The organism is Eubacterium sp. MSJ-33 (assembly GCF_022174665.1).
Taxonomy (GTDB): Bacteria; Bacillota; Clostridia; order Lachnospirales; family Lachnospiraceae; genus Coprococcus_C.
The window spans coordinates 1,150,624-1,174,425 of the sequence record NZ_CP076562.1 but is presented as its reverse complement, the minus strand read 5'-3'; the positions used below and the strand labels follow the sequence as shown (position 1 = coordinate 1,174,425).

19 protein-coding genes are annotated in these 23,802 nt (G+C 43.0%); 18 read left to right on the top strand and 1 reads right to left on the bottom strand.

Annotated elements, in window-relative coordinates; all coding sequences use genetic code 11:
• Positions 1-47 precede the first annotated feature (47 nt).
• From hemB to KP625_RS05380, 12 genes are all read left to right on the top strand, one after another.
• Positions 48-1,016, top strand: coding sequence for a porphobilinogen synthase (gene hemB, locus KP625_RS05435; protein ID WP_238299686.1), 969 nt, complete (start codon positions 48-50; stop codon positions 1,014-1,016).
• A 46-nt stretch (positions 1,017-1,062) separates the two neighbouring features.
• Entirely contained in the window at positions 1,063-2,337 is a 1,275-nt protein-coding gene (gene hemL, locus KP625_RS05430; protein WP_370641437.1) for a glutamate-1-semialdehyde 2,1-aminomutase, read from the top strand.
• A gap of 74 nt (positions 2,338-2,411) precedes the next feature.
• Entirely contained in the window at positions 2,412-3,332 is a 921-nt protein-coding gene (locus KP625_RS05425) for an NAD(P)/FAD-dependent oxidoreductase (protein WP_238299684.1), read from the top strand.
• 618 nt (positions 3,333-3,950) lie between these two features.
• Positions 3,951-5,327: a Mur ligase family protein gene (locus KP625_RS05420; RefSeq protein ID WP_238299683.1), complete on the top strand. Its 1,377-nt coding sequence runs from the start codon at positions 3,951-3,953 to the stop codon at positions 5,325-5,327.
• Positions 5,327-6,040 carry a hypothetical protein gene (locus tag KP625_RS05415; protein WP_238299682.1) on the top strand — a complete coding sequence of 238 codons (714 nt, stop codon included), beginning with the start codon at positions 5,327-5,329 and terminating at the stop codon, positions 6,038-6,040. The genes KP625_RS05420 and KP625_RS05415 overlap by 1 nt, the downstream gene beginning before the upstream one ends.
• A gap of 111 nt (positions 6,041-6,151) precedes the next feature.
• Positions 6,152-7,393 carry a diaminobutyrate--2-oxoglutarate transaminase gene (gene ectB, locus KP625_RS05410; RefSeq protein WP_238299681.1) on the top strand — a complete coding sequence of 414 codons (1,242 nt, stop codon included), beginning with the start codon at positions 6,152-6,154 and terminating at the stop codon, positions 7,391-7,393.
• A 62-nt stretch (positions 7,394-7,455) separates the two neighbouring features.
• Positions 7,456-8,985 (top strand): lipopolysaccharide biosynthesis protein, encoded by a 1,530-nt coding sequence (locus tag KP625_RS05405; protein ID WP_238299680.1) that lies wholly within the window; start codon positions 7,456-7,458, stop codon positions 8,983-8,985.
• A gap of 50 nt (positions 8,986-9,035) precedes the next feature.
• Positions 9,036-10,064, top strand: a complete 1,029-nt coding sequence (locus KP625_RS05400; RefSeq protein WP_238299679.1) for a hypothetical protein — start codon at positions 9,036-9,038, stop codon at positions 10,062-10,064.
• 78 nt (positions 10,065-10,142) lie between these two features.
• Positions 10,143-10,823, top strand: a complete 681-nt coding sequence (gene fliD / locus KP625_RS05395) for a flagellar filament capping protein FliD (protein ID WP_238299678.1) — start codon at positions 10,143-10,145, stop codon at positions 10,821-10,823.
• A 113-nt stretch (positions 10,824-10,936) separates the two neighbouring features.
• The gene (locus tag KP625_RS05390; protein WP_238299677.1) at positions 10,937-11,662 is read left to right on the top strand and encodes a pseudouridine synthase; all 726 of its coding nucleotides are present in this window, start codon (positions 10,937-10,939) and stop codon (positions 11,660-11,662) included.
• Between the two features lie 94 nt (positions 11,663-11,756).
• Positions 11,757-13,868: a hypothetical protein gene (locus tag KP625_RS13605; protein WP_305000019.1), complete on the top strand. Its 2,112-nt coding sequence runs from the start codon at positions 11,757-11,759 to the stop codon at positions 13,866-13,868.
• 19 nt (positions 13,869-13,887) lie between these two features.
• Positions 13,888-14,835, top strand: a complete 948-nt coding sequence (locus KP625_RS05380; RefSeq protein ID WP_238299676.1) for a hypothetical protein — start codon at positions 13,888-13,890, stop codon at positions 14,833-14,835.
• Between the two features lie 60 nt (positions 14,836-14,895).
• Here the strand turns inward: KP625_RS05380 and KP625_RS05375 are convergent, their stop codons facing one another.
• A complete protein-coding gene (locus KP625_RS05375; RefSeq protein ID WP_238299675.1) occupies positions 14,896-16,167 on the bottom strand; it encodes an O-acetylhomoserine aminocarboxypropyltransferase/cysteine synthase family protein in 1,272 nt (423 codons plus the stop codon).
• Between the two features lie 319 nt (positions 16,168-16,486).
• Between KP625_RS05375 and rpsF the strand changes: the two genes are divergently transcribed.
• The 6 genes from rpsF (at position 16,487) to KP625_RS05345 (ending at position 23,802) form a co-directional block, all read left to right on the top strand.
• On the top strand, positions 16,487-16,777 hold the full coding sequence (gene rpsF, locus KP625_RS05370) for a 30S ribosomal protein S6 (RefSeq protein WP_021984141.1): 291 nt from the start codon (positions 16,487-16,489) through the stop codon (positions 16,775-16,777).
• An 18-nt stretch (positions 16,778-16,795) separates the two neighbouring features.
• A complete protein-coding gene (locus KP625_RS05365; protein WP_177970811.1) occupies positions 16,796-17,251 on the top strand; it encodes a single-stranded DNA-binding protein in 456 nt (151 codons plus the stop codon).
• A gap of 44 nt (positions 17,252-17,295) precedes the next feature.
• On the top strand, positions 17,296-17,568 hold the full coding sequence (gene rpsR / locus KP625_RS05360; RefSeq protein ID WP_021984140.1) for a 30S ribosomal protein S18: 273 nt from the start codon (positions 17,296-17,298) through the stop codon (positions 17,566-17,568).
• Between the two features lie 97 nt (positions 17,569-17,665).
• Entirely contained in the window at positions 17,666-18,709 is a 1,044-nt protein-coding gene (locus KP625_RS05355; protein WP_238299674.1) for an efflux RND transporter periplasmic adaptor subunit, read from the top strand.
• Complete coding sequence (locus tag KP625_RS05350; protein ID WP_238299673.1) at positions 18,706-20,991, top strand: efflux RND transporter periplasmic adaptor subunit; 2,286 nt, start codon at positions 18,706-18,708, stop codon at positions 20,989-20,991. The genes KP625_RS05355 and KP625_RS05350 overlap by 4 nt, the downstream gene beginning before the upstream one ends.
• Positions 20,992-20,994: 3 nt before the next feature.
• On the top strand, positions 20,995-23,802 hold the full coding sequence (locus tag KP625_RS05345; RefSeq protein ID WP_238299672.1) for an ABC transporter permease: 2,808 nt from the start codon (positions 20,995-20,997) through the stop codon (positions 23,800-23,802).

The following is a 23,802-nucleotide window of genomic DNA, read 5'->3' as shown; positions in this document are numbered from 1 at the left end:
TACATTTATAATTACTGTAAGTTATAGGAAAAGAGGAATATACACACATGATACGATTAAGAAGATTGAGAGAAAATGAAGTACTGCGAAACATGGTGCGCGAGACACAAATCAGCAAATCCGATCTCGTCTACCCGGTATTCATCAAAGAAGGAACCAATGAGAAAAACCCGGTCGATTCCATGCCGGGCATCTACCAGTATACATTGGATCGGTTCGATGAGGAACTAGAGCGCATACAGGCGGCTGGCATTCCGGCAATTTTGATCTTCGGTATCCCGGAACATAAGGACGAATGCGGTAGCGGCGCTTATGATGAAAATGGTATTACGCAGCGTGCGGTGCGCGAGATCAAGAAGAAAGCACCGGAGCTTTTGATTATCGCAGATGTGTGCCTGTGCGAATATACCTCCCATGGACATTGCGGATTGGTGCAGGACGGAAAAATCCTGAACGATGAGACACTTCCGCTGTTGGCGAAGATGGCGGTGACACTTGCCAAGGCGGGTGCAGACATGATCGCACCGTCAGACATGATGGATGGACATATCGCATATCTGCGGAAGGCATTGGATGAAAATGGATGCGTGGATACATTGCTTATGGGATACAGCGCAAAGTTTGCGTCCGGATATTATTCTCCGTTCCGGGATGCGGCACATTCCGCTCCGGCATTCGGCGATCGCAGAACGTATCAGATGGACCCTGCAAATGGCAGGGAAGCATTGCGCGAATGTGAGGCAGATATCGAAGAGGGCGCCGATATCATCATGGTGAAACCGGCACTTGCTTATCTTGACATCGTGAAAGCGGTGCGTGGCGAAACGAAGCATCCGCTCGCAGTCTACAATGTAAGCGGTGAGTACTCGATGGTCAAGGCAGCAGCGTTAAACGGATGGATCGATGAGAAGCGTATCGTCATGGAGAACATGATCGCGATGAAACGTGCAGGCGCGGATATTATCATAACCTATCATGCACTTGACGTGGCTAGATGGCTGCAGGATGAACAATAAAATGATTCGCAGGAATGTGTATCGCGATAGATGAGGAGGAAGCATAATCATGCAGACAGAATCTGAACAGTTATTTGAAGAATCCAAGAAATATATTCCGGGCGGTGTGAATTCGCCGGTGCGTGCATTCGGCTCAGTCGGACGCTCCCCGATTTTTATAAAAAAAGCGAAAGGTTCCCGTATATTCGATGAGGATGGAAGGGAATATATAGATTATGTATGTTCATGGGGACCGGGAATTCTCGGACATGCAAAGGAGACGGTAATCGAAGCAGTGAAGGCGGCCTGCGATGACGGACTGACCTTTGGTGCACCGACAAGAAAAGAGCTGGAGATTGCGGAGCTTATCACGGCACATATGCCTTCAATGGAAATGTCACGTATGGTAAATTCCGGTACAGAAGCAGTGATGAGTGCAATCCGCGCGGCACGTGGATATACCGGAAGAGATTACATTGTGAAATTCAAAGGCTGTTATCATGGACATAGTGATGGACTTTTGGTAAAAGCTGGCTCTGGCGTGATTACACAGACGGTGGCAAACAGCGCGGGTGTTCCGGAGGGTTATGCGAAATATACTCTCGTCGCAGAATATAACGATGAGGAATCCGTAAAACAGTTATTCGATGCATATAAGGGACAGATTGCAGCAATCATTGTCGAGCCGGTTGCAGCAAATATGGGTGTTGTGCCACCGAAAGCAGGATTCTTAGAGTTTCTGCGTGACATCACACAGACAGATGGCGCATTACTGATCTTCGATGAAGTTATCACAGGATTCCGTCTGGCACCGGGCGGCGCGCAGGAATATTTCCATATCAAGCCGGATCTGACAACGCTTGGCAAGATCGTCGGTGGAGGTATGCCGGTTGGAACCTACGGAGGCAGACGGGAGATCATGCAGTGCGTGGCACCACTTGGTGAGGTATATCAGGCAGGAACCTTGTCCGGTAATCCGATTGCGATGACGGCAGGCATTGAGACATTGAAGCTGCTGGATGCACATCCGGAAGTATATGCAAAGCTCGAAGGAAAGACCGCAGGACTTGCACAGGCAGCAAGAGAGGCATTTGGCAATCGGGTCTGTGTCAACCAGATTGGCTCATTGATGAGCATTTTCTTCACGGACAAGCAGGTGGTTGATATGGATACCGCCATGACGAGCGACACGAAGCAGTATGCAGCATTCTTTCGCTATATGCTTGATCATGGAATCAACCTCGCTCCGTCGCAGTTTGAGGCAATGTTTATCTCAGATGCACATACAGAGGAAGATATCCGGAAAACGATTGATGTTATGAAAGAATTTGCACATAGATAGATCGTGGATAAAATAAGAAATTGATTTAGAAATAATCGAAATGAATGAAATAGAAACCAGTTTGGAGGAAAACGATGAGTGATACAAGGAAAGATGTTGTAATTATCGGTAGTGGTCCCGCAGGTTTATCGGCGGCGGTCTATGCGAAGCGTGCGTTGCTGGATGTGGCAGTAATCGAGAAGGAAATGTTCAGTGGCGGACAGATTGTTACAACTGATCGTGTGGATAATCTGCTTGGCTTCTACGGAACAAATGGCTATGATCTGTCAGTAAAGTTCCGGGAACATGCAGATGCGCTGGAGGTTCTATTTATGGAGGGTACGGTGACGGACATTGCCGATCAGGGCGATTATAAGGAAGTGCATCTGGAAGATGGCAGTGTGATCGAGACCAAGGCAGTGATTGTAGCGACAGGAGCTACTCATCGAAAGCTCGGCGTGGAAGGCGAGGCAAAGTTTTCCGGCGCCGGTGTTTCATACTGCGCAACCTGTGACGGTGCGTTTTTCAGGAATAAAACGGTAGCCGTTGTCGGTGGCGGTGATGTGGCACTCGAAGATGCCCTGTACCTTGCAAATGTATGTGAGAAGGTCTATCTGATTCATCGGCGTGATGAACTGCGCGGTGCCAAGGTATTGCAGCAGAGAATCTTCGATGCAGTAAATATCGAATTCTTACCACACACCGAAGTACGAGAGATCTGTGGTGAGAACATGGTTGACCATATCTTGATCGAGGATAACCGGACAGAAGAAAAGCGAGATCTCGCATTATCCGGCATTTTTATCGCGGTTGGCATGCAGCCACAGACTGCATTTGTAAAAGATGTCGTAGAGATGGAGAATGGCTATATCTGCGCCGGTGAAGACTGCCGCACGAATGTACCATTTCTATATGCAATCGGTGATGTGCGCACAAAGAATGTCCGTCAGATTGCAACTGCAATCGGCGATGGTGCCGCCGTGATTGCGTCACTTGAACACGATCTGTTACAGTAAGAATGATTTTAGGAAAATCTGTAAAAGATAGGAGCGCATTTGTTATGCGGGCAGTATATGTGATTTGGAGCAATTAGTAAGTGATAAAAAGTATACTCCAAAGGGAATAAAAACAGATGTGATGGATTGGAGTAGAATTTGAAAAATGAAGATTATACTCCAATGGGAGTAAAAACAGATGCGATGGAATTGGAGTGAATTTGAAAATATGAAGAATTTACTCCTATCCATAAATACAAGGAATGGCTTCAATTGGAGTAAATAACTGATTTTCAGAAGGAAAATTCCAAAATCAAAAAATGCCAAGCAAGTCATATAGGAGTAACAACAGCAAAAATAGGGAAGTTACTCCAATTGTTATATAAATTGAAAAAAACCGGTTGGAGTAAATAGTAGCAAGAACAGAAATTACTCCAAATGCGGACCAGGGTAAAAAAACGGTTGGAGTACAGCACCCCCAGTTGGGAGATTTGCTCCAATCAGCAAGCAGGACAGAAGCAATGGGACATTCAGTAAACTGAATTTCCATACATTGACAATCCTACCTACAAGATATATAATGTCTTGGATTTTACACAGTAGATATTGTACTTTCATACAAATTCAAAGGAGACAATCATGTCGAAGTTACGTTATCATATCGCAGTCATGGCTGCGAAATTCAGCAAAGTCATAATCCGCCTTTCCGGACGGAAGGGTACACACACACCGGGTGTTGTTGCAAGAAAAATCTGTCCGGATTTCCTGGCACAGGCACCGAAGGCACCGCTGTGTATCTGTGTGACTGGTACAAACGGAAAGACTACAGTGGCGAATATGTTGACAGATATGCTTGAAAAAGAAGGCAAGAAGGTTGTGAGCAATCGTGCAGGTTCCAATATTGTACCAGGATGTACAACCAATCTTTTGAACAGTGTCAACTGGCTTGGAAAATGTCGTGCGGATATCACAGTGTTTGAGGTGGATGAGCGGGCATCCCGTCTGATTCTTCCATATATCAAGCCGGATTATCTTGTTGTGACGAACCTGTTCCGCGATTCACAGAAGCGAAATGCACATCCGGATTATATTTTCAGTGTCATTGATACCTATTGTCCGGACACAACGAAGATGATTCTGAATGCAGATGATCTTTGTAGCAGCCAGTTAAAGCCAAACAATGAACATGTATTTTTCGGTATTGGCAAGCTCGATACGGATAAGACTGAGCCATATAATATTGTTGCAGATTATACACTTTGTCCAAAATGTGGTACAAAACTGAAGTTTAATTATCTTCGTTATCATCATATTGGAAATGCATATTGCCCAAATTGTGGATACAAGTCCTTTGATGCTGATTATCTGGCAACAAAGGTGGATATTGAGAATAAGAAGATGGTCGTCCGTGAACAGGATGGAACAGAGACAGAATACGCTCTGATCCATGATGCGCTGCATAACATCTACAATGAGTTGACTGTCATCACAGTTTTACGTGAGCTTGGATATAAGACAGACAATGTAAAGAAATGTATCGATAAGCTGCATTTACCGGAGCTTCGCCATTCTGAGTCCAAGTTTGGTGATATCTCAATCATTCAGACAATCAGTAAAGGATTGAATTCCGTTGGTTCCTCCCGTGCGTTTGACTATGTAGCACATGAGCCGGGCAAAAAGGTAATCATGATTGCAGAAGATGACCATGAGGACAGAATCAAGAGTGTAGAATATATCGGCTGGATCTATGATGTCGATTATGAACTGTTTGCAAATCAGGATGATATTGTACAGATTGTGCTTTGCGGACCTAGATGTCTCGATCACCGGGTACGTGCGCTGATGGCAGGAATCCCGGAGGAGAAGATCGCATATGACCTGGATGAAATAGCAGCGGTAGATAAAGTACAGCTGGAAGGCGTAGAGAAATTCTTCATCCTGTTTGACTGTTATACTGATGGTATCTCAAACAGAATGAAGCAGAAGCTTTTGAAGAGACTGGAGGATGAAAAATAATGAAGATTGAGATCCTTTATCCAGAAATATGTACACTTTATGGAGACAAGGGAAATACAATGTATTTAAAGCTTTGTCTGCCGGAAGCGGAATTTGTAGAGACAACCTTAAATGCAAAGCCATTGTTTTTGACAGAAGACATTGATATGGTATATATGTGTTCCATGAGTGAACAGAGCCAGGAACTGATCTTAGATCGGTTACTTCCGTTAAAAGAGGAAATCTTCCGTGTGCTGGATGCGCAGAAAACACTGTTTTTCTTCGTTGGCAATTCACTGGAGCTGCTAGGCAAATATATCAAACGGGAAGACGGCAGCAAGGTGGAGGCACTGGCGTATTTTAACAGTTATTCGGTCAGACAGACACCGAACCGGTTTAACTCCCTGATGAAGGCGAAGTTTGAGAATATGACACTGCTTGGTTATACGAGCCGGTTTTCTCATACATTTGGTGTGCCGGAACAGGATGCATTCTGCAAGATGGAAATCGGCGCAGGAATGAATCCGAAGACAGTGTATGAAGGTATCCATAAAGGAAAGATCATTGCAACGTATATGCAGGGTCCAATTCTGGTTGCAAATCCGGATTTCGCACATTATATTCTTAAATTATTAGGTGCAGATCAGGAAAAACTGCCGCTCGAAGATGAGATGCGCGAAGCATATGCACAGAAACTAAAGGATTTTGATAAGCCGGATTTGGAATTATCTTAAGTAAGCAGCATGGAATTCATTGTTTTTTCACTTGCTAAGTGGGAAAATGAGGAGTATATTATAGCTTGATTATGAAGAAAATGAGTCACACAGAGTAGGAGGTACGAGTGTATGACTGGCGTTGAAGTATTTGAGAATTATGAATCAGAGGTACGTTCTTATTGTAGAAGCTTCCCTGCGATTTTTACAACTTCGAAGGGGTCGATCATGAAGGATGAGAACGGAAAGGAATATATTGATTTCTTCTGCGGAGCTGGAGCCTTAAACTACGGACATAATAATGATTATATAAAGGAAAAGATGGTTGCATACCTGATGAGTGATGGAATTATGCACTCGATGGATATGATGACTGTGCCTAAGAAAGAGTTTTTGCAGTTTTTTGAAGAAAAGGTATTACAGCCAAGAGGGTTGAACTTCAAGGTGATGTTTCCCGGACCAACCGGAACAAATGCTGTGGAAGCAGCATTAAAGCTGGCACGGAAAGTAAAGAAGAGAAATCAGATTTGGGCACTTATGGGATGTTTCCATGGTATGACACTTGGAGCATTGTCTCTCACAAGTGATGCAGGCAGCCGTGGCGGTGCAGGTGTGTGTCTGAATGATGTCACACATATCCCGGCACCATATATGTTTCCGGAGCTTGATACGATCAAATATATGGAGACATTGCTTACCGATGATCATTCCGGCGTAGAAAAGCCGGCAGCCATTATTATTGAGACAGTACAGGCAGAAGGCGGCATCCATGTATTTTCAAATGAATATCTGCAGGGTGTCCGTGCTCTGTGTGATAAGTATGACATTCTGATGATTGTTGACGATATTCAGGTTGGATGTGCGAGAACCGGAACATTCTTCTCATTTGAACGTGCAGGCATCGTACCGGATATGTTTGTAATGTCCAAGTCAATCGGTGGATACGGTATGCCGTTTGCCCTGACAATGTTCAAGCCGGAATTAGATATCTGGTCACCGGGCGAGCACAACGGAACCTTCCGCGGCAACCAGCTTTCTATGGTAGCAGCGAAGGCAGGACTTGAATTTATGCTTGACCATAAGGTAGAGGCAGAAGTAAAACGGAAAGAAGAAATCATCCGTAAGTATATGGATGAAAACATTGCAAGACCGGGTGTAGAGATTCGAGGAATCGGCTGTATCTGGGGTGTGCAGGTTGCAGATGGAAAGCTTGCTTTGGAAATCTGTAACAAGAGCTTTGAAAAGGGATTGATCATGGAGCGTGCAGGGCGTGACAACAACGTTGTGAAGTTGATGCCGGCGCTTGTCGCAACAGATGAAGAATTGATTCGCGGATTAGATATCCTGAGAGATTCAATGAATGAATTGATGTAAGATATTATTGCCGCACCGGGGAAACTTTGGTGCGGCTTTTTTCGTAGTTGGAAAGGATTGTTATGCAACAGGAAACCCGTGTAAAAAATGCCTCACGTAATGTTGTGTTTGGCATGTTTTTGAAAGGCTATCAGATACTGCTCCCATTTATCATGCGTACAGCGATCATGTACTACATGGGTGATGGATATCTCGGTTTAAACAGTTTATTTGGATCGGTACTGTGGGTGCTGAACCTTGCGGAGTTGGGCGTTGGTTCGGCGATGGTATATTCCATGTATCAGCCGATCATTGACAATGACAAAGAGCAGATTTGTGCACTGTTAAAATTATATCAGAAATATTATCAGATTATTGGACTTGTGATTGCGGTTGTTGGTGGAATTCTGACACCGTTTATTCCGTATCTTGTAAAGAGCGATATGCCGGATGGTGTGAGCATCTATGTTGTGTATCTGCTCAATCTGTTTTGTACCTGCATGTCATACTGGTTACTCGCGTACAAGAACAGTCTGCTGACTGCACATCAGAGAAACGATGTGGCAAGTAAGGTTATGCTTGTGACGAACACGTTCCAGTATGTGGCACAGTTGATTGTCATTATGACAATCGGCGATTATTATATCTATCTGATTGTGCAGATATTCACGCAGATTGTGACGAATCTGGTAACGGCATATTTTGCAAATAAAATGTATCCGGAGTATAAAGCAGTAGGTAAGCTGCCGAAGGAGACAGTGAAAAAAATCAATAATCGGATCCGGGATCTGTTCACCATGAAGGTGGGACAGGTTATTGTGTCGTCCGCAGATACGATTGTTATATCGGCATTCTTAGGACTTGCGGCCAATGCATTTTACAACAATTATTACTATGTACTGACTGCAGTAACCGGAATTATGAATGTTGTGTTCGTGTCGTGTACAGCAGGTATCGGAAACAGTATTCTTGTGGAGACGGAAGAAAAAAATTATATGGATCTGAAGAAACTTTCATTTATTATTATGTGGCTTGCAGGTATGTGCAGTGCGGTTATGCTCTGTCTGTATCAGCCGTTCATGCGGCTCTGGGTAAAAGAAAAACGAATGCTTCCGTTTGCGGTCGTTGTCTGCATGGTAGTATATTTCTTCATCAGTCAGGTAAATCAGATTCTGATCACATACAAAGACGCAGCCGGAATCTGGCACGAAGACCGGTTCCGCCCGCTTGTGACGGCACTCGTAAATCTGGTGCTGAATATTATACTCGTGCAGTTTATCGGCATCTATGGCGTTATCCTGTCCACAGTTATTTCTGTGCTGGTTGTAGGTATGCCTTGGATTCTGCACAATCTGTTTACGGTTTTGTTCAAGCGGAATGCATGGGAATATATACGGAAGCTTTTATATTATACAATTGTGACAGCAATTGTATGTACACTTACTTATCTGGTAGCAAGTCAGATACCGGGTGTTGGAATCCTTGCGTTGATACTGAAAGCGGTTGTGTCCGTGCTTGTATCCAATGTGTTGATGTTTGTATTCTACTTCAAAATGAATGAATTTGCAGAAGTAAAGAATCTTGTGCTGCGGATTTTAAGACGACAGGCTTGACAGAGTATAACGTAGGTTGGCGAAAACCATGTATGTGGGAAGGAGAACGTATGAGAAAGTCGAAATTATGGGTGGTATGTGCGGTGGCGGCGTCAATGCTTGCGCTGACTGCATGTGGAAAAGAAGATAAACTTGTACTTGTGACAACGGAAGCTGCGGCGACACAAAGTGATGCAACAACGACGGAAGATATTCTTGCAGATATCCGAGAAGAAGCAGAGAATACAACGGAAGAGGAGAAAAAAAGAGAACCTGCATCTGAAGAAGATAAAAAGGTGACACTGCAGGCAATCTACGATGCCAATAAAGGTGACACGTTGCTGTCCGGCGGGAAAAATTATAGCATGAATACAATATATTACAACGATGGAATCGAATTGTATTCGGAGTATCAGTTCCTTGGATTTACAAAAGACGGTCTTTATTTGCAGGTATACGAAGATTCTAATGGGTTTACTCAGATATTAGATAAAGAAAATGGGTACTGGTATCTGGTTGATACGGATGGAGTGTGTTATGTTTTGATCTATCCGGAACCAAATGTGGCAGATGCGATAATCAGCACAAACCATAACGATATGATTATATCGTTGACAGAGGCAGATCAGACAATTAAAGATATTTACAGGGAAGATGAGGATCTGGTTGTAGAAACAGATTACAAGAACGAAAGTGCTTCGTATGTATTCAAGTATATATTGGATGACTCTTATAGGGTTTTGGAGTATTATTGCTATGATTCAAATGGCGAAAAGGTATCCTATTCATGGATTACAGAGGGATGCGAATATGAGTATCCGGAAGAGATAGAGACAACGCAGAATGCAGTATTGACAAGAACCGTTACATGCAAGGTATTGGAAGGAAACGGGCTGGAAAGTACATATAATGTTCCGATTGACAAGCCGGTGAAACTTGGATTGATGGAGTACAGTGCTTATTCGGATGAGGCATGCACAACTATATGGACGGAAACGGCACTTGAAAGTAATGGGATGTACACCGATGAAGTTATATATCTGAAACGCGCTACTTCGGATAGTGCGGAGACAACAGAAAATAACGGAGCGAATCCGTAAATGACTTTACAAACAGGATAGAAATGTAGTATACTGCAAATAAGAATGAACAGCAATATATGGAAAGGAGGCTGGAATATGAGTTTTAATATTAGTAGTAATTTTTTTAATAGTATGTTAGGAAGATCTTCTAGCAACTCGAACAGTATGACGGGCCTCTTAAGTGATTATAATTCTATACGAAATGGTAGTTATCTGAAGCTTGCGAAACATTATTATTCCAAGGATGGTGCAAAGCAGGCAACACAGAAACGGTTTTCGAACGATATTAGTACAAAATCGGAAGATAAGATAACGAAATCTGCATCGGAGAGTGCGTGGAAGGACATTACAACGCTTCGCAATGAGAAGATGTATCAGACAGAAGATACGGATACGGTTTTGAAGAATGTGAAGAGCTTTGTAGACAGTTATAACAGCGTCATTGAAGGTACACAGAAATCAGATAATTCTAATGTGCAAAAGGATGCGGCTCGTCTGGCATCACAGACAGATAATTATGCGAATGCTTTATCTAAGATCGGTATTACGATTAAGGATGATAATACATTGTCATTGAATGAAGAGACGTTTGCTTCTGCAGATATGGCGGATGTAAAGAAATTATTTGCAGGAGATTTCTCATTTGGAAGCAACACACAGAATCGTCTGATGCAGCTTGTAAATGATGCCACTGCATATATGACATCCGGAATCTATAATACATCCGGAACGATTGCAGGTGCATCCATCGGGAATTTTTACGATAGCCTATTTTAGTCAAAAGTATAGATAGTTCAATCTCCCCAAGAGGATTGATAATAAGAATGGGAAGATCCGCGGGCGACTGTGGATCTTTTCTTTTGCTTAGAATTAAGAAGGACAGGTATAGTATGGCGAATATAAGATTGGACAAGTATCTGGCAGATGCCGGGTTTGGCAGCAGGAAGGATGTAAAGGGATTGTTGAAGACCGGACAGATAACGGTCAATGGCGTTGTCTGTAAACGGGCAGAAGATAAAATCAATCTGGAATGTGATGCGGTTTGCGTGCAGGGAAAGCCGGTTATATATGAAAGTTATTCTTATTATATGCTGCATAAACCACAGGGGGTAGTATCTGCAACAACTGACAAAAAAGAAAAGACGGTTATCGATCTGATTACCGGACATAAAAGAAGAGATTTGTTTCCGGTCGGACGACTGGATAAGGATACGGAAGGTTTGCTTATTCTCACAAATGACGGAAAACTTGCGAATGATTTGCTTGCCCCTGGCAAACATGTGAAAAAAACATATTATGCAAGAATCAGAGGACTGGTGACAAAACAGGAAATCACTGCTTTTGCGGAAGGGGTGAATATAGGGGATGAAATGCTTACAGCGCCGGCTGAGTTGGTTGTCAAAAGAGCAGGAGCAGAAAGCGAGATAGAGATTACAATTACAGAGGGACGCTATCATCAGATTAAGCGTATGTTCGAATCAGTTGGTATGCAGGTGGTTTATTTGAAGCGGTTGCAAATGGGAACCTTGCGATTGGATGAGACACTTGCATGTGGACAGTATCGCAAATTGACGAAGCAGGAGGTTTTTGCACTGAAAAATAGGCAGATTTCCTAATTCCGGGTTGAAATACATGAAAGCATGTTGACATATATGGTATAAAAAGTATAAACTGTAAAGAAGGTATTGTAGTTTAGCAGGAGGATATGCTATGGACGAAAACAAGAATGAAAATGCAACGAATCTGACAGAGGAAGAAGAGGGAGAAACAACGGTTTTACGAGCACCGGATGTGGCAGACGATGACGAAGAAGGTGCTACAACGGTTCTGACAGGACCAGATCCAATGATAAAGGATACACCGGTCGTTCCAGATGAAAAACCGCGTTTTGAGGATAAAACACAGATGGTAGCACCACAGGGTGGACAGAGACCAAACGGTCCGATGGTTGCGCCAATGGGGCAGATGCCAAACGGTCCGATGGTTGCGCCGATGGGCCAGATGCCAAACGGTCCGATGGGAGCACCGATGGGCCAGATGCCAAACGGTCCGATGGGAGCACCGATGGGCCAGATGCCAAACGGTCCGATGGGAGCACCGATGGGCCAGATGCCAAACGGTCCGATGGGAGCACCGATGGGCCAGATGCAAAATGGTCCGATGGGAGCACCGATGGGCCAGATACAAAACGGTCCGATGGGAGCACCGATGGGCCAGATGCCAAACGGTCCGATGGTTGCACCGATGGGACAGATGCCAAACGGTCCGATGGGAACACCAATGGGACAGGTACCGAATAACGGGCAGATGCCGCCGATGAATGGGGGAAAGCCACCGAAAGCTCCGAAGCCGCCAAAAGCACCGAAGGAAAAGAAACCGAAGGCACCAAAACAGGCAAAGAGAAATAAAGACGGTTCTAAAAAGAAGAAAAAAACCGGTTTGATTATAGCAATTTGTGTCGTTGTAGTACTGGCGTTGGCTGCAGGTGCGTATTTCCTGTTCTTTACTCCGGAGAAGCGGTATGATCGGAAGATGGAAGCCGCAGAGAGTGCTATTACGAATTCAAGCTATGAAGAGGCTGTAACAGATTATAAAGCTGCACTTGCTATTTTCTCAGACAGAGTTCCTGCAATGAATGGTTTGATCCAGGCAGAGAATCTTATGGGAGAAAGTGATGCGGCACGTGAGAATTTCGAAGAGTTCCGTACAGTTATCGGTGCATTTGATGAAGACACAGTAACTGAAAACATGGATGATATTGTTACGTTCTATGCATTTGCAAAAGAGTTGTACAGTGATACAGATTCTTTGATTGATGCATATAAGGAAGGATATAATCTGACTAATGATGCAGGATTGAAGTCAAGTCTGGTAGATGCATATGTGGATCGGGCAGATGCGATGGATGATACGGATTATGATAACAAGATTGCGGCATATGGAGATGCGTTGGCGCTTGATTCATCTAATGATGATGCTTTGAGTGGAAGAAAAGCATGCGCATACGCGGTTCTTGATGATATGATGGATGCTCAGCAGTATGATCAGGCGGAATCCTTTATCAATACATATGCAGATACTCTGTCAGATGTAGACTTCTCTTCTTACACGGATAAGATTGAGTCAGAACGCGAGCTTATGAATGCAAGACATGATTTGATGGAACAGGTTATCAGTTTGATGTCCGCATCTGATTTTGAAGGAATGATGGATGTCGATGGTTCTGAGAATGCAAGTACTGTAGTTGCGAACATGGAAGGAGATTCTTATGTTTATGCAACGGATGGATATGATAGCTCCTATACTGGTAAAGCTGCTGGAATATACACATATTCAACGATGTTCAGCTCAGGATATTATTTCTATTATGGTGATTATGAGAATGGTGTCCGGAGTGGACAGGGAACGATGTTCCTGAAGATGGATGGTTATGATCAGGCATATAAGACATTTGAAGGAACATGGAGCAACGATAAACCAAATGGACAAGGTGCAGAAGTGTCTGTGAATGAAGATGCAGGCGATGAGCTTGTTACAGTTACACGTTCCGGTAATCTGATAGATGGATTGTTTGATGGGGAAGTAACTGTGACACTTGTATCACAGGATGAGGAGTATGGTGGAACTTATACGGGTACATTTACTGCTTCAAATGGTGATGCACCGGATGTGCGTGCAGACTATCCGGATCTGGATTTTTCGGATGTATCAGAGGATAAGACTGTATATGTTGTATTGGAAAGCGCAGATTCTCCTATGATCTGGCACTTCTCAAAGGGCTCAGCAGCACTTCTTGGAGCGTTTGGATTTGACAATAGATAAGAAAATGGTGGTATAACATATGGACATATTGATCAATGACTATATAAATGGAGAGCAATCATTATGTAGAGATGAAGCTCAGTTTTCCGCGTACCTGTTTCAGATTATGAACGGATGCAAACGGGTCAAGATCGATTCTGAAAATTATGCAAATAAAAATTATGAAATATTAAATGCCTATTATAAACCTGCTTTTTTGAGAGACTATTTCAATTGCGTTGATAAAAAGGCGGAGTTTAATCGTAAGCTTCTTACTTTTGCGAATCGTAAGCTTCGTGCCTTGTATGCAGGGGATGAAGCCGAAGGTGTTATGCTGGAAGATGTGGAAGCGGAACATGTACAAGGCTTGGATATTTATAATTTGGACAACGAATTGGATGCAGACAATCCGGAATTTGATCTTGGAAAACATATCAATGGATGGTCTGGGACGGAGCGGGCTTATCGAAACCCCCTTGCCAGATGGATGATGAATGTACGTCCGGATATAGCAGTTTTGTTGAAACGACGGGGAATCAAGCGCACGGAACTTCGAATGCATTATGTGGATTGTCATTATCTAAGTGGTATAGACACATATCCGGCATTGATTGGAAGATATGATGAAAAAGGTGCTGTGCTTGGATGCAGGAAGCTTGTGTGTACAAAACAGCGGGTTGAGCAGTATGCACTGGAGTTTTTATGTGAGATACCAACAGCAGAATATACCGATACCATTGGAATGAAATGGTGGGGACCTGCGAAGGAATCTGAGACACCGGTCGCTGACAGTGGTATTGCAATCGAGACAGGATTTGTCAGTATGGCAAATCTGCTTTGTGCAAAGAATGCACAGATGTACGAACCGGAAGATAAGCCGATATCCCTGCAGAAACTGCAGGAATATAGCAAATCGTTTTATGCGGAAGAACGTAAGGTAAAGGAACCGAAAGTGATTCTTGGAAGTGTTCTGGAATTACAGATATAAGAAGAAAAATGGGTTGAAACTTATTTGTTTCAACCCATTTTTTAATAATGAAAGAATAAATCATTTCATAGCTGCTTTTAATGCATGATCCAGATCTTCCAGGATGTCATCGATGTTCTCCAGACCAACGGAAAAACGAACCATACCGGCATCAATTCCTGCTGCTACAAGTTGTTCGTCTGTGAGCTGACGGTGTGTCTCACTTGCCGGATGCAGGACACAGGTACGAATATCTGCAACATGCACTTCGTTGGATGCAAGCTTTAATGAATCCATAAACTTTGCGGCAGCCGGACGTCCTCCTTTGATGATGAAGGAGATAACACCGCAGGATTTGCCACCGAGATATTTCTCTGCGAGTGCATGGTTTGGATCGGAAGGAAGCGCCGGACAACTGACACTGACAACCGCGTCGCTCTTTTCAAGGTATTGCGCAACTGCTATTGCATTTTCAGTGTACTGTTTCATACGAACCGGAAGTGTTTCTAATCCGAGGTTCAACAAAAATGCGGAATGTGCAGCCGGATAAACACCGAAGTCACGCATGAGCTGCATTCTTGCCTTGATGATATATGCCATGTTTCCATAGGCTTTTGTATAGCAGGTTCCATGGTAGGATTCATCAGGTTCTACAAGCTCTGGGAATTTGCCGTTATCCCAGTTAAACTTACCGCTGTCTACGATGACACCGCCAATCTGAACGGCATGACCATCCATATATTTACTTGTGGAATGTACAACGATGTCGGCACCAAAGTCAAAAGGCTTACAAAGGATCGGGGTTGCAAATGTATTGTCCACGATCAATGGAACACCCATAGCATGAGCGATATTTGCAAAACGTTCAATATCAAATACCGTTAGAGCCGGGTTCGCAATCGTCTCGCCGAACACAAGCTTTGTATTTTCTTTGAAGCAGGCTTTGATTTCCTCGTCAGACATAGTTTTATCAACATAGATACATTCGATGCCAAGTTTCTTTAAAGTAAAAGAAAACAGGTTGATTGTACCGCCATAGATTTCCGGGGTACTGATGATGCTGTCACCGGCCTGACAAATATTCAGGATGGAAAGCAGGGTAGCTGCCTGACCGGAAGTGGTACACATGGCACCAACACCACCTTCCAAAGCGGCAATCTTCTCTTCCACAGCCATGACTGTTGGATTGGCAAAACGGGAATAACAGAGTCCTTTTGTCGGATCATCAAAAATTCCTGCAACTTCTGCAGCTGATTCATAGACGTAAGTTGTACTCTGTACGATTGGCAGAACACGTGGTTCACCGTTTTTTGGTGCATAGCCTGCATGCAGGCATTTTGTTTCATCTTTCATTTGTAATAAAACCCTCCTATTATTTTATGGTTACTATGATGTAATGATGCACGCTGACGCGCACACAGGTCATCACGCTGATGCATGATATATGATTAAATGTAACATAAATACAATAGGAATACAACAACCGGGGCGGGGAAGAACTTTGTGTGTTAATCTTTATAATACCGATGGATAAAAATGAAATGATAAAAAATATGAAAAATCGCTTGCAAAATAAAATATCGTATGGTAATATCTAACTCTGTGATATATTTTTATATTCCTTGCTTCCGACTAGTTCGGAGGCCAATAGACCATAAGGAGGTGCAATAACATGAACAAGTATGAATTAGCGTTGGTTGTTAGCGCAAAGATTGATGATGACGCAAGAACTGCTGTTGTAGATAAGGCTAAGGCTATTATCGAGAAGGCAGGCGGCACAATCACAAACGTTGACGAAAAAGGCAAGCTGAGATTGGCATACGAGATTCAGAAGATGAAGGAAGGTTTCTACTACTTCATTCAGTTTGATGCAAACGCTGAAGCTCCAGCTCAGATCGAAGCAAGTGTTCGTATTATGGAATCTGTTCTCAGATATCTTTGTGTTAGACAGGACGCAGAGTAGTAGTTAGGAGGATTTCCGATGAACAAAGTAATTTTGATGGGTCGTTTAACCCGTGATCCTGAAGTAAGATATTCGCAGGCGGCTGAGCCTTTAGCAATCGCAAGATATACACTTGCAGTAGATCGTAGATTCCAGAGAAGAGATAACTCCGGAAATGAACAGACGGCAGATTTTATCTCCTGTGTCGCATTCGGCAGAAACGGAGAGTTTGCTGAGAAGTATTTGAAGCAGGGTACAAAGATTGCAATTACAGGACGTATTCAGACAGGCAGCTATACAAATAAGGACGGCAATAAGGTCTATACAACAGAGGTTGTTGTAGAAGAACAGGAGTTTGCAGAGAGCAAGAATGCATCTGGAAACAATGGCGGTGGATATCAGCAGGAAGACAGACCGGCACCGGGCAATGCCAGTGCAGATGGCTTTATGGATGTTCCGACAGGTTCATTAGGCAACGATTTACCATTTAAGTAATTTGGAATCCGTGCAATGCGGAAATTAAATGGAGGTAATTAGTAATGGCTTATAATAAGACAGAGAAGAGCGATCGTCCAGACGCTCCTATGAAGAGAAGACCTATTCGTAGAAGAAAAAAGGTTTGTGTATTCTGTGCAGAGAAGAATGCAGTAATTGATTACAAGGATACAAACAAGCTTAAGAGATACATCTCTGAAAGAGGAAAGATTCTTCCTAGAAGAATTACCGGTAACTGTGCAAAGCATCAGCGTGCACTTACAGTTGCTATTAAGAGAGCAAGACACGTAGCTCTTATTCCTTACGTAGTAGAGTAAGACGAATGTGAAGACTTCAATCGGCCTATGGCAGATTGAAGTCTTTTTTTGCTATAAATATACAGAAATTGATACAATTCAGATACATTTATATGATATGATATTTTTATCAAAATACTGCGAGGATACTGCCGTGAGAAAAAAAGGTATAAAAATAGTGGCAATTGCGATTGGGATGAGTCTTCTGTCAGGATGCAGCGGAAAAAAACAGACGGATGATCTCACGATTACAATTCCGGAATATGAGAAAATGACATACACTACGGAGAAGGTTATGCGGGGCGATATCGAGCCGGAACTTATCCTTCGCCTGGAGGCAAAGGAGTTCCGGTATCAGGAATATCATGCGGATCATGACGAGATGAAGGTGGATCAGGTATATGTGAAACAAGGAGATGCTGTAAAAGCGGGAGATACATTGATCACGTTTCAGTCAGATGATATAGATAAAGAGCGGCAGCAATATGAAAACAGGGTGGAAGAAGATGCCTTGCTGATAGACCATTACACACGATTGGATCAGATCAACCAGACAGATGCAAATCTGGAAAGCATCAAAGAGTTGCAGAAAGATCAGGAAATAGCGAGACTTTATATAGATGAGCTTGATGCAAAACTGGAGACATATACGATTAAGGCGGAGGAAGACGGCGTTGTCAGCAGCATATCCGATATGCTCGAATATGGAACGGTATATGCATATGATCCACTTGTAAAATTATTGTATGGTTCTGACAAATATACGACGACAACGGATGACGATTATGACTTTCAGGTGGGGCAGATATACACGGCAACATTTGGCGTGGGCAGTTACGATATTGTATTATCAGACATAGAAGAAACTGCGACAGATTCCGATGCGGGTGCGAAACGAAAACTAAGCTTTGTTTTGGCAGATTCGACGGGACGTCCGAGTTCAAGTTCCCTCAATCTTGTAATCAAGAAGGATGTCATTAAGGATGTATTATATGTTCCACAGGATGCAATCATGTCTGTGAAGGACGAAACTTATGTGTATCAGGTGGATGACCAGGGATTTCGTCATGGGGTTCCGGTGAAAACCGGAAGTACCGTAAATGGATACACCGTGATTGAAGAGGGCTTGCAGGAAGGTGACAAGGTGGTGGTTTCAAAATGAGAATACAATCAAAGATAAAAAAACAGCTCTGCCTGTGGATGAGTGTGATATGTACATTTTCGCTGGCTGCCTGTGGTAAAAAATATGCCGACGCACCAGAACTTCTAGAACCGGTTTCAGGAACAGAATCCTATCGTGAAGTTTCATATGGAGATGTCGGTTCTATGGAAATTCTGTATGGTTCAATTGTGCCGAAGGAATATCCGGTATTTTGGACTACACAGGTAGAAGTGGCAGATATACTTGTTAATGTGGGAGATTATGTGCAAGAGGGACAGATTGTCGCAATCGCGGATCTGGACGTAGCGAAGAAGACGCAGGCAGATCTGCAGGAAGACCGTGCACTGCTTGTAAGCAAATATGAACTGGAAAGTAAAAAACATGAGCTTGCTATACAGAAGCTTCAATTGAAGCAGGATGGACAAAATCAGCTTGGGGATACCGAGGGCGTGTCACAGACAGAAAAAGAGATTGCAACGGAGCAGGAAAATGCAAATTACGATGCATTGTTATATAAGCATAAACTTGCAAATTATGATGAACAGATACAGGCGCAGCAGGAAGTGATTGACAATGGAACATTGAAGGCGGCGGCGAGTGGATATATTACATATGTCAAACAGTTTCCATATGAAAATCAGGTGACAAGTGCGGAAAATGTGGTTGTCATTGCGGATTATGAAGATACATATATCAGTGTGCAGAATAAAACAATCAAAGATGAAATATTAAAAAAATACGACAAATATTATACGATGCAGGATGGGCAGAAAATAGCACTTCAGGAGTATCCATACAGTGCCCAGGAGAGAATGGCTGCTGAAAATCAGATGAAATATCCGGATCTTCGTATGCAGTATGAAGACATGACAAAACGTGGAAAGGTTGGAACCGTCATTCCAATCTATCTAGTGCGTAACCGGGCGGAAGATGTGTTGTATGTTGGCAAGGATTCCATTTATGAAGACGATAAGGGAACATTTGTGTATGTAAAAAATGGAGAGCAGCGGGAAGCACGATATATTGAAACGGGCGTGGATGATAACATGAATGTGGAGGTTCTTTCCGGACTTTCGGAAGGGGAGAAAGTCTATTATACGACGGACGCTGCCTGGCCGGATCAATATGACGAGTATGTTGTGCAAAAAGCATCGGATTTTGATGCCATGTATTATACAAACCGTTCGGTAGTCGAAGACAGTACCAGAAAATATTATAAATCATCTTATGAAGGAACGGTGCAGGAGGTTTGTGTAAGTGGGGGAAGTGCATCTGTTGAGCAGGGGGAGGCTATAGTAAAGATACGTACAGATGAAGGAAGTGCAAAGCTTGCTGAGATGCGGTCCAATATGGAAAGTATGAAAGAAAACCGGGAGAAATCGGTACAGGCACATGAAGACCGGATTCGTTTGCTTCAGACAGAAAAACAGGGAAATCCACTTGCGACAGGGACAGATGCACAGATGGCGACCGGCACAGATGCAGAGCGGGAGAAAAATCCGAATATGCAGGCAATGCTGGACCTGGATATTCAGATGGAGAATATAGATTTTCAGGTCCAGACACTGGATTATGAGTATCAGGCAAAAAAGGCACAGCAGGATTATGACGAAGTGAGTGAAAACAATAATGGCTCCGGTGTGATATCTATTTGTGCAGAAAATGCTGGCGTGATTTATACGGTATATGTTGAGAATGGAGCCAAGGTAAAAGCCGGTGATAAGCTTTTTGCCATAGATATACCGGCACAGGAGAAACTTGCAATCTATATCAACGACAAGAATACGGTGCCGCTTGGAACGCTTGTTCAGATTCAGGATGCCGACGAAAAACAGTTGCAGGGAACAATCTGTGGATCGACAGGAACAGCAGAAGGGGCGCCGGAAGGATATTATATAACAACGAAGGGAAATAAAGTATATATTACACAGAGCATCGCATATGACAGTCAGATGTATTATGTCAAATTAGAAGGAAATGCAGATATTGCAGATATACAGGACGTACAGATGTTGTCATATCCAACTGTATCATTGCAGGATGTATATACGATTCCTTCTGATATGATATATACAGAGAAACCAAAACGTGAAAAAGGTGTGGAGAGGTATTATGTGTGGAAAATTGTGGACGGAAATCTGGAAAAACAATACATCGAGATGAAGAGTTTTAGTGCAACACAGGATACTTCCAAATACAAAAAGGGAAGTACAACGGCAGTTATTTTTAATGGATTGAGCGAGGGCGATGTTCTTGCCGGACCAATCGCAGAAGAGGAGTAAGAGATGATTCGATTTGTTTTACGAAAAATACAGAATAAAAAGTGGCTCACAACCTGTCTGCTTTTAGGTCTGATCTTTCTTGTGGCCGCCGTGTCCTGCCAGCCAATGTTTAAAGCCGGGTCACTCAATAAAATGCTGCTCGACAGCTTTCATGATGCAGGTGTGGAGAACAATCAGTATCCGGCTGTGATCGGACGGGTCGGCGCGTATAAGACAGAAAAACACGAAACGGCCGATTCTGTTATGCGTGGAATTGCGGGATATCAGAGCACATGGCAGAAATATCTTGATGATGTAACGCCAATCGAATCGCAGTCTGTCTTGAAACTGGAAGCACAGTCTTGTCAGGGAAGCTACGGAGGAAAAGGAAAATATCTGGCGGTATCGTATATGCCGGAGATTCTGGATCATGCGCAGATACTGACAGGTGAGGATTATGCTGCTTATGACGGAGAAGGATATGCATGTATCATGTCGGAGAGCGTGATGGATGCATGTGGCTATACAGTCGGGGAAACACTGCATTTCCCACAGTTGAAGAATCATAAAAATGAGAATCTGGAGTTGTATATTGCAGGTATATTCAAAGAGCGGGAGAGTACAGATTTGTTTTGGTATACAGCACCGAATACGATGGAAGAAGAAATCTTTGTGAGTGAAGATACATTCGATGCAATTGTACAGGATTTCTCATATGAAAAAATTAACTATACAACCAATGTTCTTCTGGATTATACGCGGATTAATCAAAAGAATGTAACAGATGTGCAGTATTATCTGGAACAATTTCATAAGGAAGATGAGAATTTTCAGGACTCTTTCATGAACATCCTTCAACAATATAACACAAATGAGAAATCTGTTAATATTATGTTGTGGGTATTGGAGCTTCCTTTGCTGGGATTGGTGCTTGCATTTATCTATATGGTAACCGGACAAATCGTGGAAGCGGAAACCGGTGAGATTGCGATGATGCGAAGCCGTGGATATCGCAGAATACAGATTGTGGCAGAATATGCACTGCAGGCTGGCATTTTAAGCCTTGCTGCAATGCTGATCGGAATCCCTCTTGGATATGGTTTGTGCATGCTTGCAGCATCCACGACGGATTTCCTTACGTTCCATGTTGGAAATCTGTCTATGTATGGGTTTACGCCGATGATGCTGGTGTATGGATTGCTGGCATCTATAGTTGGAATCATATTTATTTTGATTCCGGTTGTTGTACATTCCGGAGTGTCGATTGTACAGCAAAAATCAAATAATAAACTGAATACGAAGATGATCTGGGAGAAATATTTCCTGGATATTGTATTGCTTGCAGGATCTTTGTATCTGTTGCATAATTTCAATCAGGAAATTGAAAAGATTCGTGCGCGTGCACTGCTTGGTTCGAAGATGGATCCGTTGATTTTCCTGGATTCGGTACTGTTTATTGTGGCAATGGGACTGGTTGTGTTAAGGCTGGTGCATTATCTGGTACAGCTCGTATACCGGATTGGCAGAAAAAAATGGAAACCGGCAGTATATGCATCGTTTCTGCAGATTACACGGAATTTCCGAAAACAGGGATTTATATCTGTTTTTCTCATATTGACGGTAGCACTTGGGTTATTCAATGCAAATGCAGCAAGAACAATCAATCAGAATTATGAGAACCGTATCCGGTATGCGGATGGTTCCGATATACGTCTTCAGGAAAACTGGAAGATGCAGGCGTATTATGTGAATGCAACGGATATTGATTATGAGTATGTGGAGCCGGACCCAGTCAAATATGAAGAGGCGGTGAATCAGGGACTATGCACGAGCATGGCGAAGGTGATTCGCACGAATAATGTTTCTGTGAGTAAGGGAAAAAAGAAAATCGCTGATTGTGAGTTTATGGGAATTCACACAAAGGATTTTGGACAGACTGCATATTTGCAGGAGGAGTTAAATAAAAAAGAACATTGGTACACATACCTGAATGCACTTGCAACACAGGAAAATGGTGTGATATTGTCAAAGAATCTGGCGAATGCCTTGGAGGTGAAGGTTGGGGATCTTGTGAATTGCGATCGATATGGGGATTCTGTAATGAAACAGGAAACTGTGCGCGGAACGATCAGTGGAAAGGTAGTTGCCATCGTAGATGCATGGCCTGGATTTACACAGTATACGTATGAAGATGGGGAGGAAATTGAGCATTACTTGGTTGTGGCAAACTATGCGAAAACCGTTCAGAATTTTAAGATCTCTCCATATGAGATATGGTATAAGCTTGCGGATGGAGTCTCAAGCGGGCAGGTGAAAGCAATGATTGAGAAATCAGATACAACACTTTCATCCTATACTGCATTGGATGAGGATATTTGGGCGATGAAGGAAGCTGCAATGATTCGTATTACAAATGGCATGTTTACACTAAGCTTTATCATAGCGCTTATTTTGTGCATGATTGGATTTCTGATTTACTGGATCTCGTCTATTCGCCAGAGAGAATTGTTATTTGGTGTGTACCGTGCGATGGGACTTTCAGAAAAAGAAGTCAATCGGATGCTTGCGAATGAACATCTGTTTTCAACGGTTCCGTCTATATTGGCCGGAGGACTTTGCGGAGGTGTTGCAACCTATCTGTTTGTACGGTTGTTTGGTGTAATTTATCTGCCACAGAAACATAATTTAAGCATTTATGTATATCTGGATGCCACTGATGTGTTGAAACTGGTGATTGTGCTTGCTGTGATGATTTTGTTGTGCATTTTAATCCTGCGGCGCCTGATACGAAGTCTCAATATTACACAAGCATTGAAATTAGGCGAAGAATAG

Bases quoted from the DNA above. Each gene is read 5' to 3' on its own strand.
- hemB (WP_238299686.1), top strand. From the start codon at position 48: ATGATACGATTAAGAAGATTGAGAGAAAATGAAGTACTGCGAAACATG.
- KP625_RS05425 (WP_238299684.1), top strand. From the start codon at position 2,412: ATGAGTGATACAAGGAAAGATGTTGTAATTATCGGTAGTGGTCCCGCA.
- KP625_RS05420 (WP_238299683.1), top strand. From the start codon at position 3,951: ATGTCGAAGTTACGTTATCATATCGCAGTCATGGCTGCGAAATTCAGC.
- KP625_RS05415 (WP_238299682.1), top strand. From the start codon at position 5,327: ATGAAGATTGAGATCCTTTATCCAGAAATATGTACACTTTATGGAGAC.
- ectB (WP_238299681.1), top strand. From the start codon at position 6,152: ATGACTGGCGTTGAAGTATTTGAGAATTATGAATCAGAGGTACGTTCT.
- KP625_RS05405 (WP_238299680.1), top strand. From the start codon at position 7,456: ATGCAACAGGAAACCCGTGTAAAAAATGCCTCACGTAATGTTGTGTTT.
- KP625_RS05400 (WP_238299679.1), top strand. From the start codon at position 9,036: ATGAGAAAGTCGAAATTATGGGTGGTATGTGCGGTGGCGGCGTCAATG.
- fliD (WP_238299678.1), top strand. From the start codon at position 10,143: ATGAGTTTTAATATTAGTAGTAATTTTTTTAATAGTATGTTAGGAAGA.
- KP625_RS05390 (WP_238299677.1), top strand. From the start codon at position 10,937: ATGGCGAATATAAGATTGGACAAGTATCTGGCAGATGCCGGGTTTGGC.
- KP625_RS13605 (WP_305000019.1), top strand. From the start codon at position 11,757: ATGGACGAAAACAAGAATGAAAATGCAACGAATCTGACAGAGGAAGAA.
- KP625_RS05380 (WP_238299676.1), top strand. From the start codon at position 13,888: ATGGACATATTGATCAATGACTATATAAATGGAGAGCAATCATTATGT.
- KP625_RS05375 (WP_238299675.1), bottom strand. From the start codon at position 16,167: ATGAAAGATGAAACAAAATGCCTGCATGCAGGCTATGCACCAAAAAAC.
- rpsF (WP_021984141.1), top strand. From the start codon at position 16,487: ATGAACAAGTATGAATTAGCGTTGGTTGTTAGCGCAAAGATTGATGAT.
- KP625_RS05365 (WP_177970811.1), top strand. From the start codon at position 16,796: ATGAACAAAGTAATTTTGATGGGTCGTTTAACCCGTGATCCTGAAGTA.
- rpsR (WP_021984140.1), top strand. From the start codon at position 17,296: ATGGCTTATAATAAGACAGAGAAGAGCGATCGTCCAGACGCTCCTATG.
- KP625_RS05355 (WP_238299674.1), top strand. From the start codon at position 17,666: ATGATATTTTTATCAAAATACTGCGAGGATACTGCCGTGAGAAAAAAA.
- KP625_RS05350 (WP_238299673.1), top strand. From the start codon at position 18,706: ATGAGAATACAATCAAAGATAAAAAAACAGCTCTGCCTGTGGATGAGT.
- KP625_RS05345 (WP_238299672.1), top strand. From the start codon at position 20,995: ATGATTCGATTTGTTTTACGAAAAATACAGAATAAAAAGTGGCTCACA.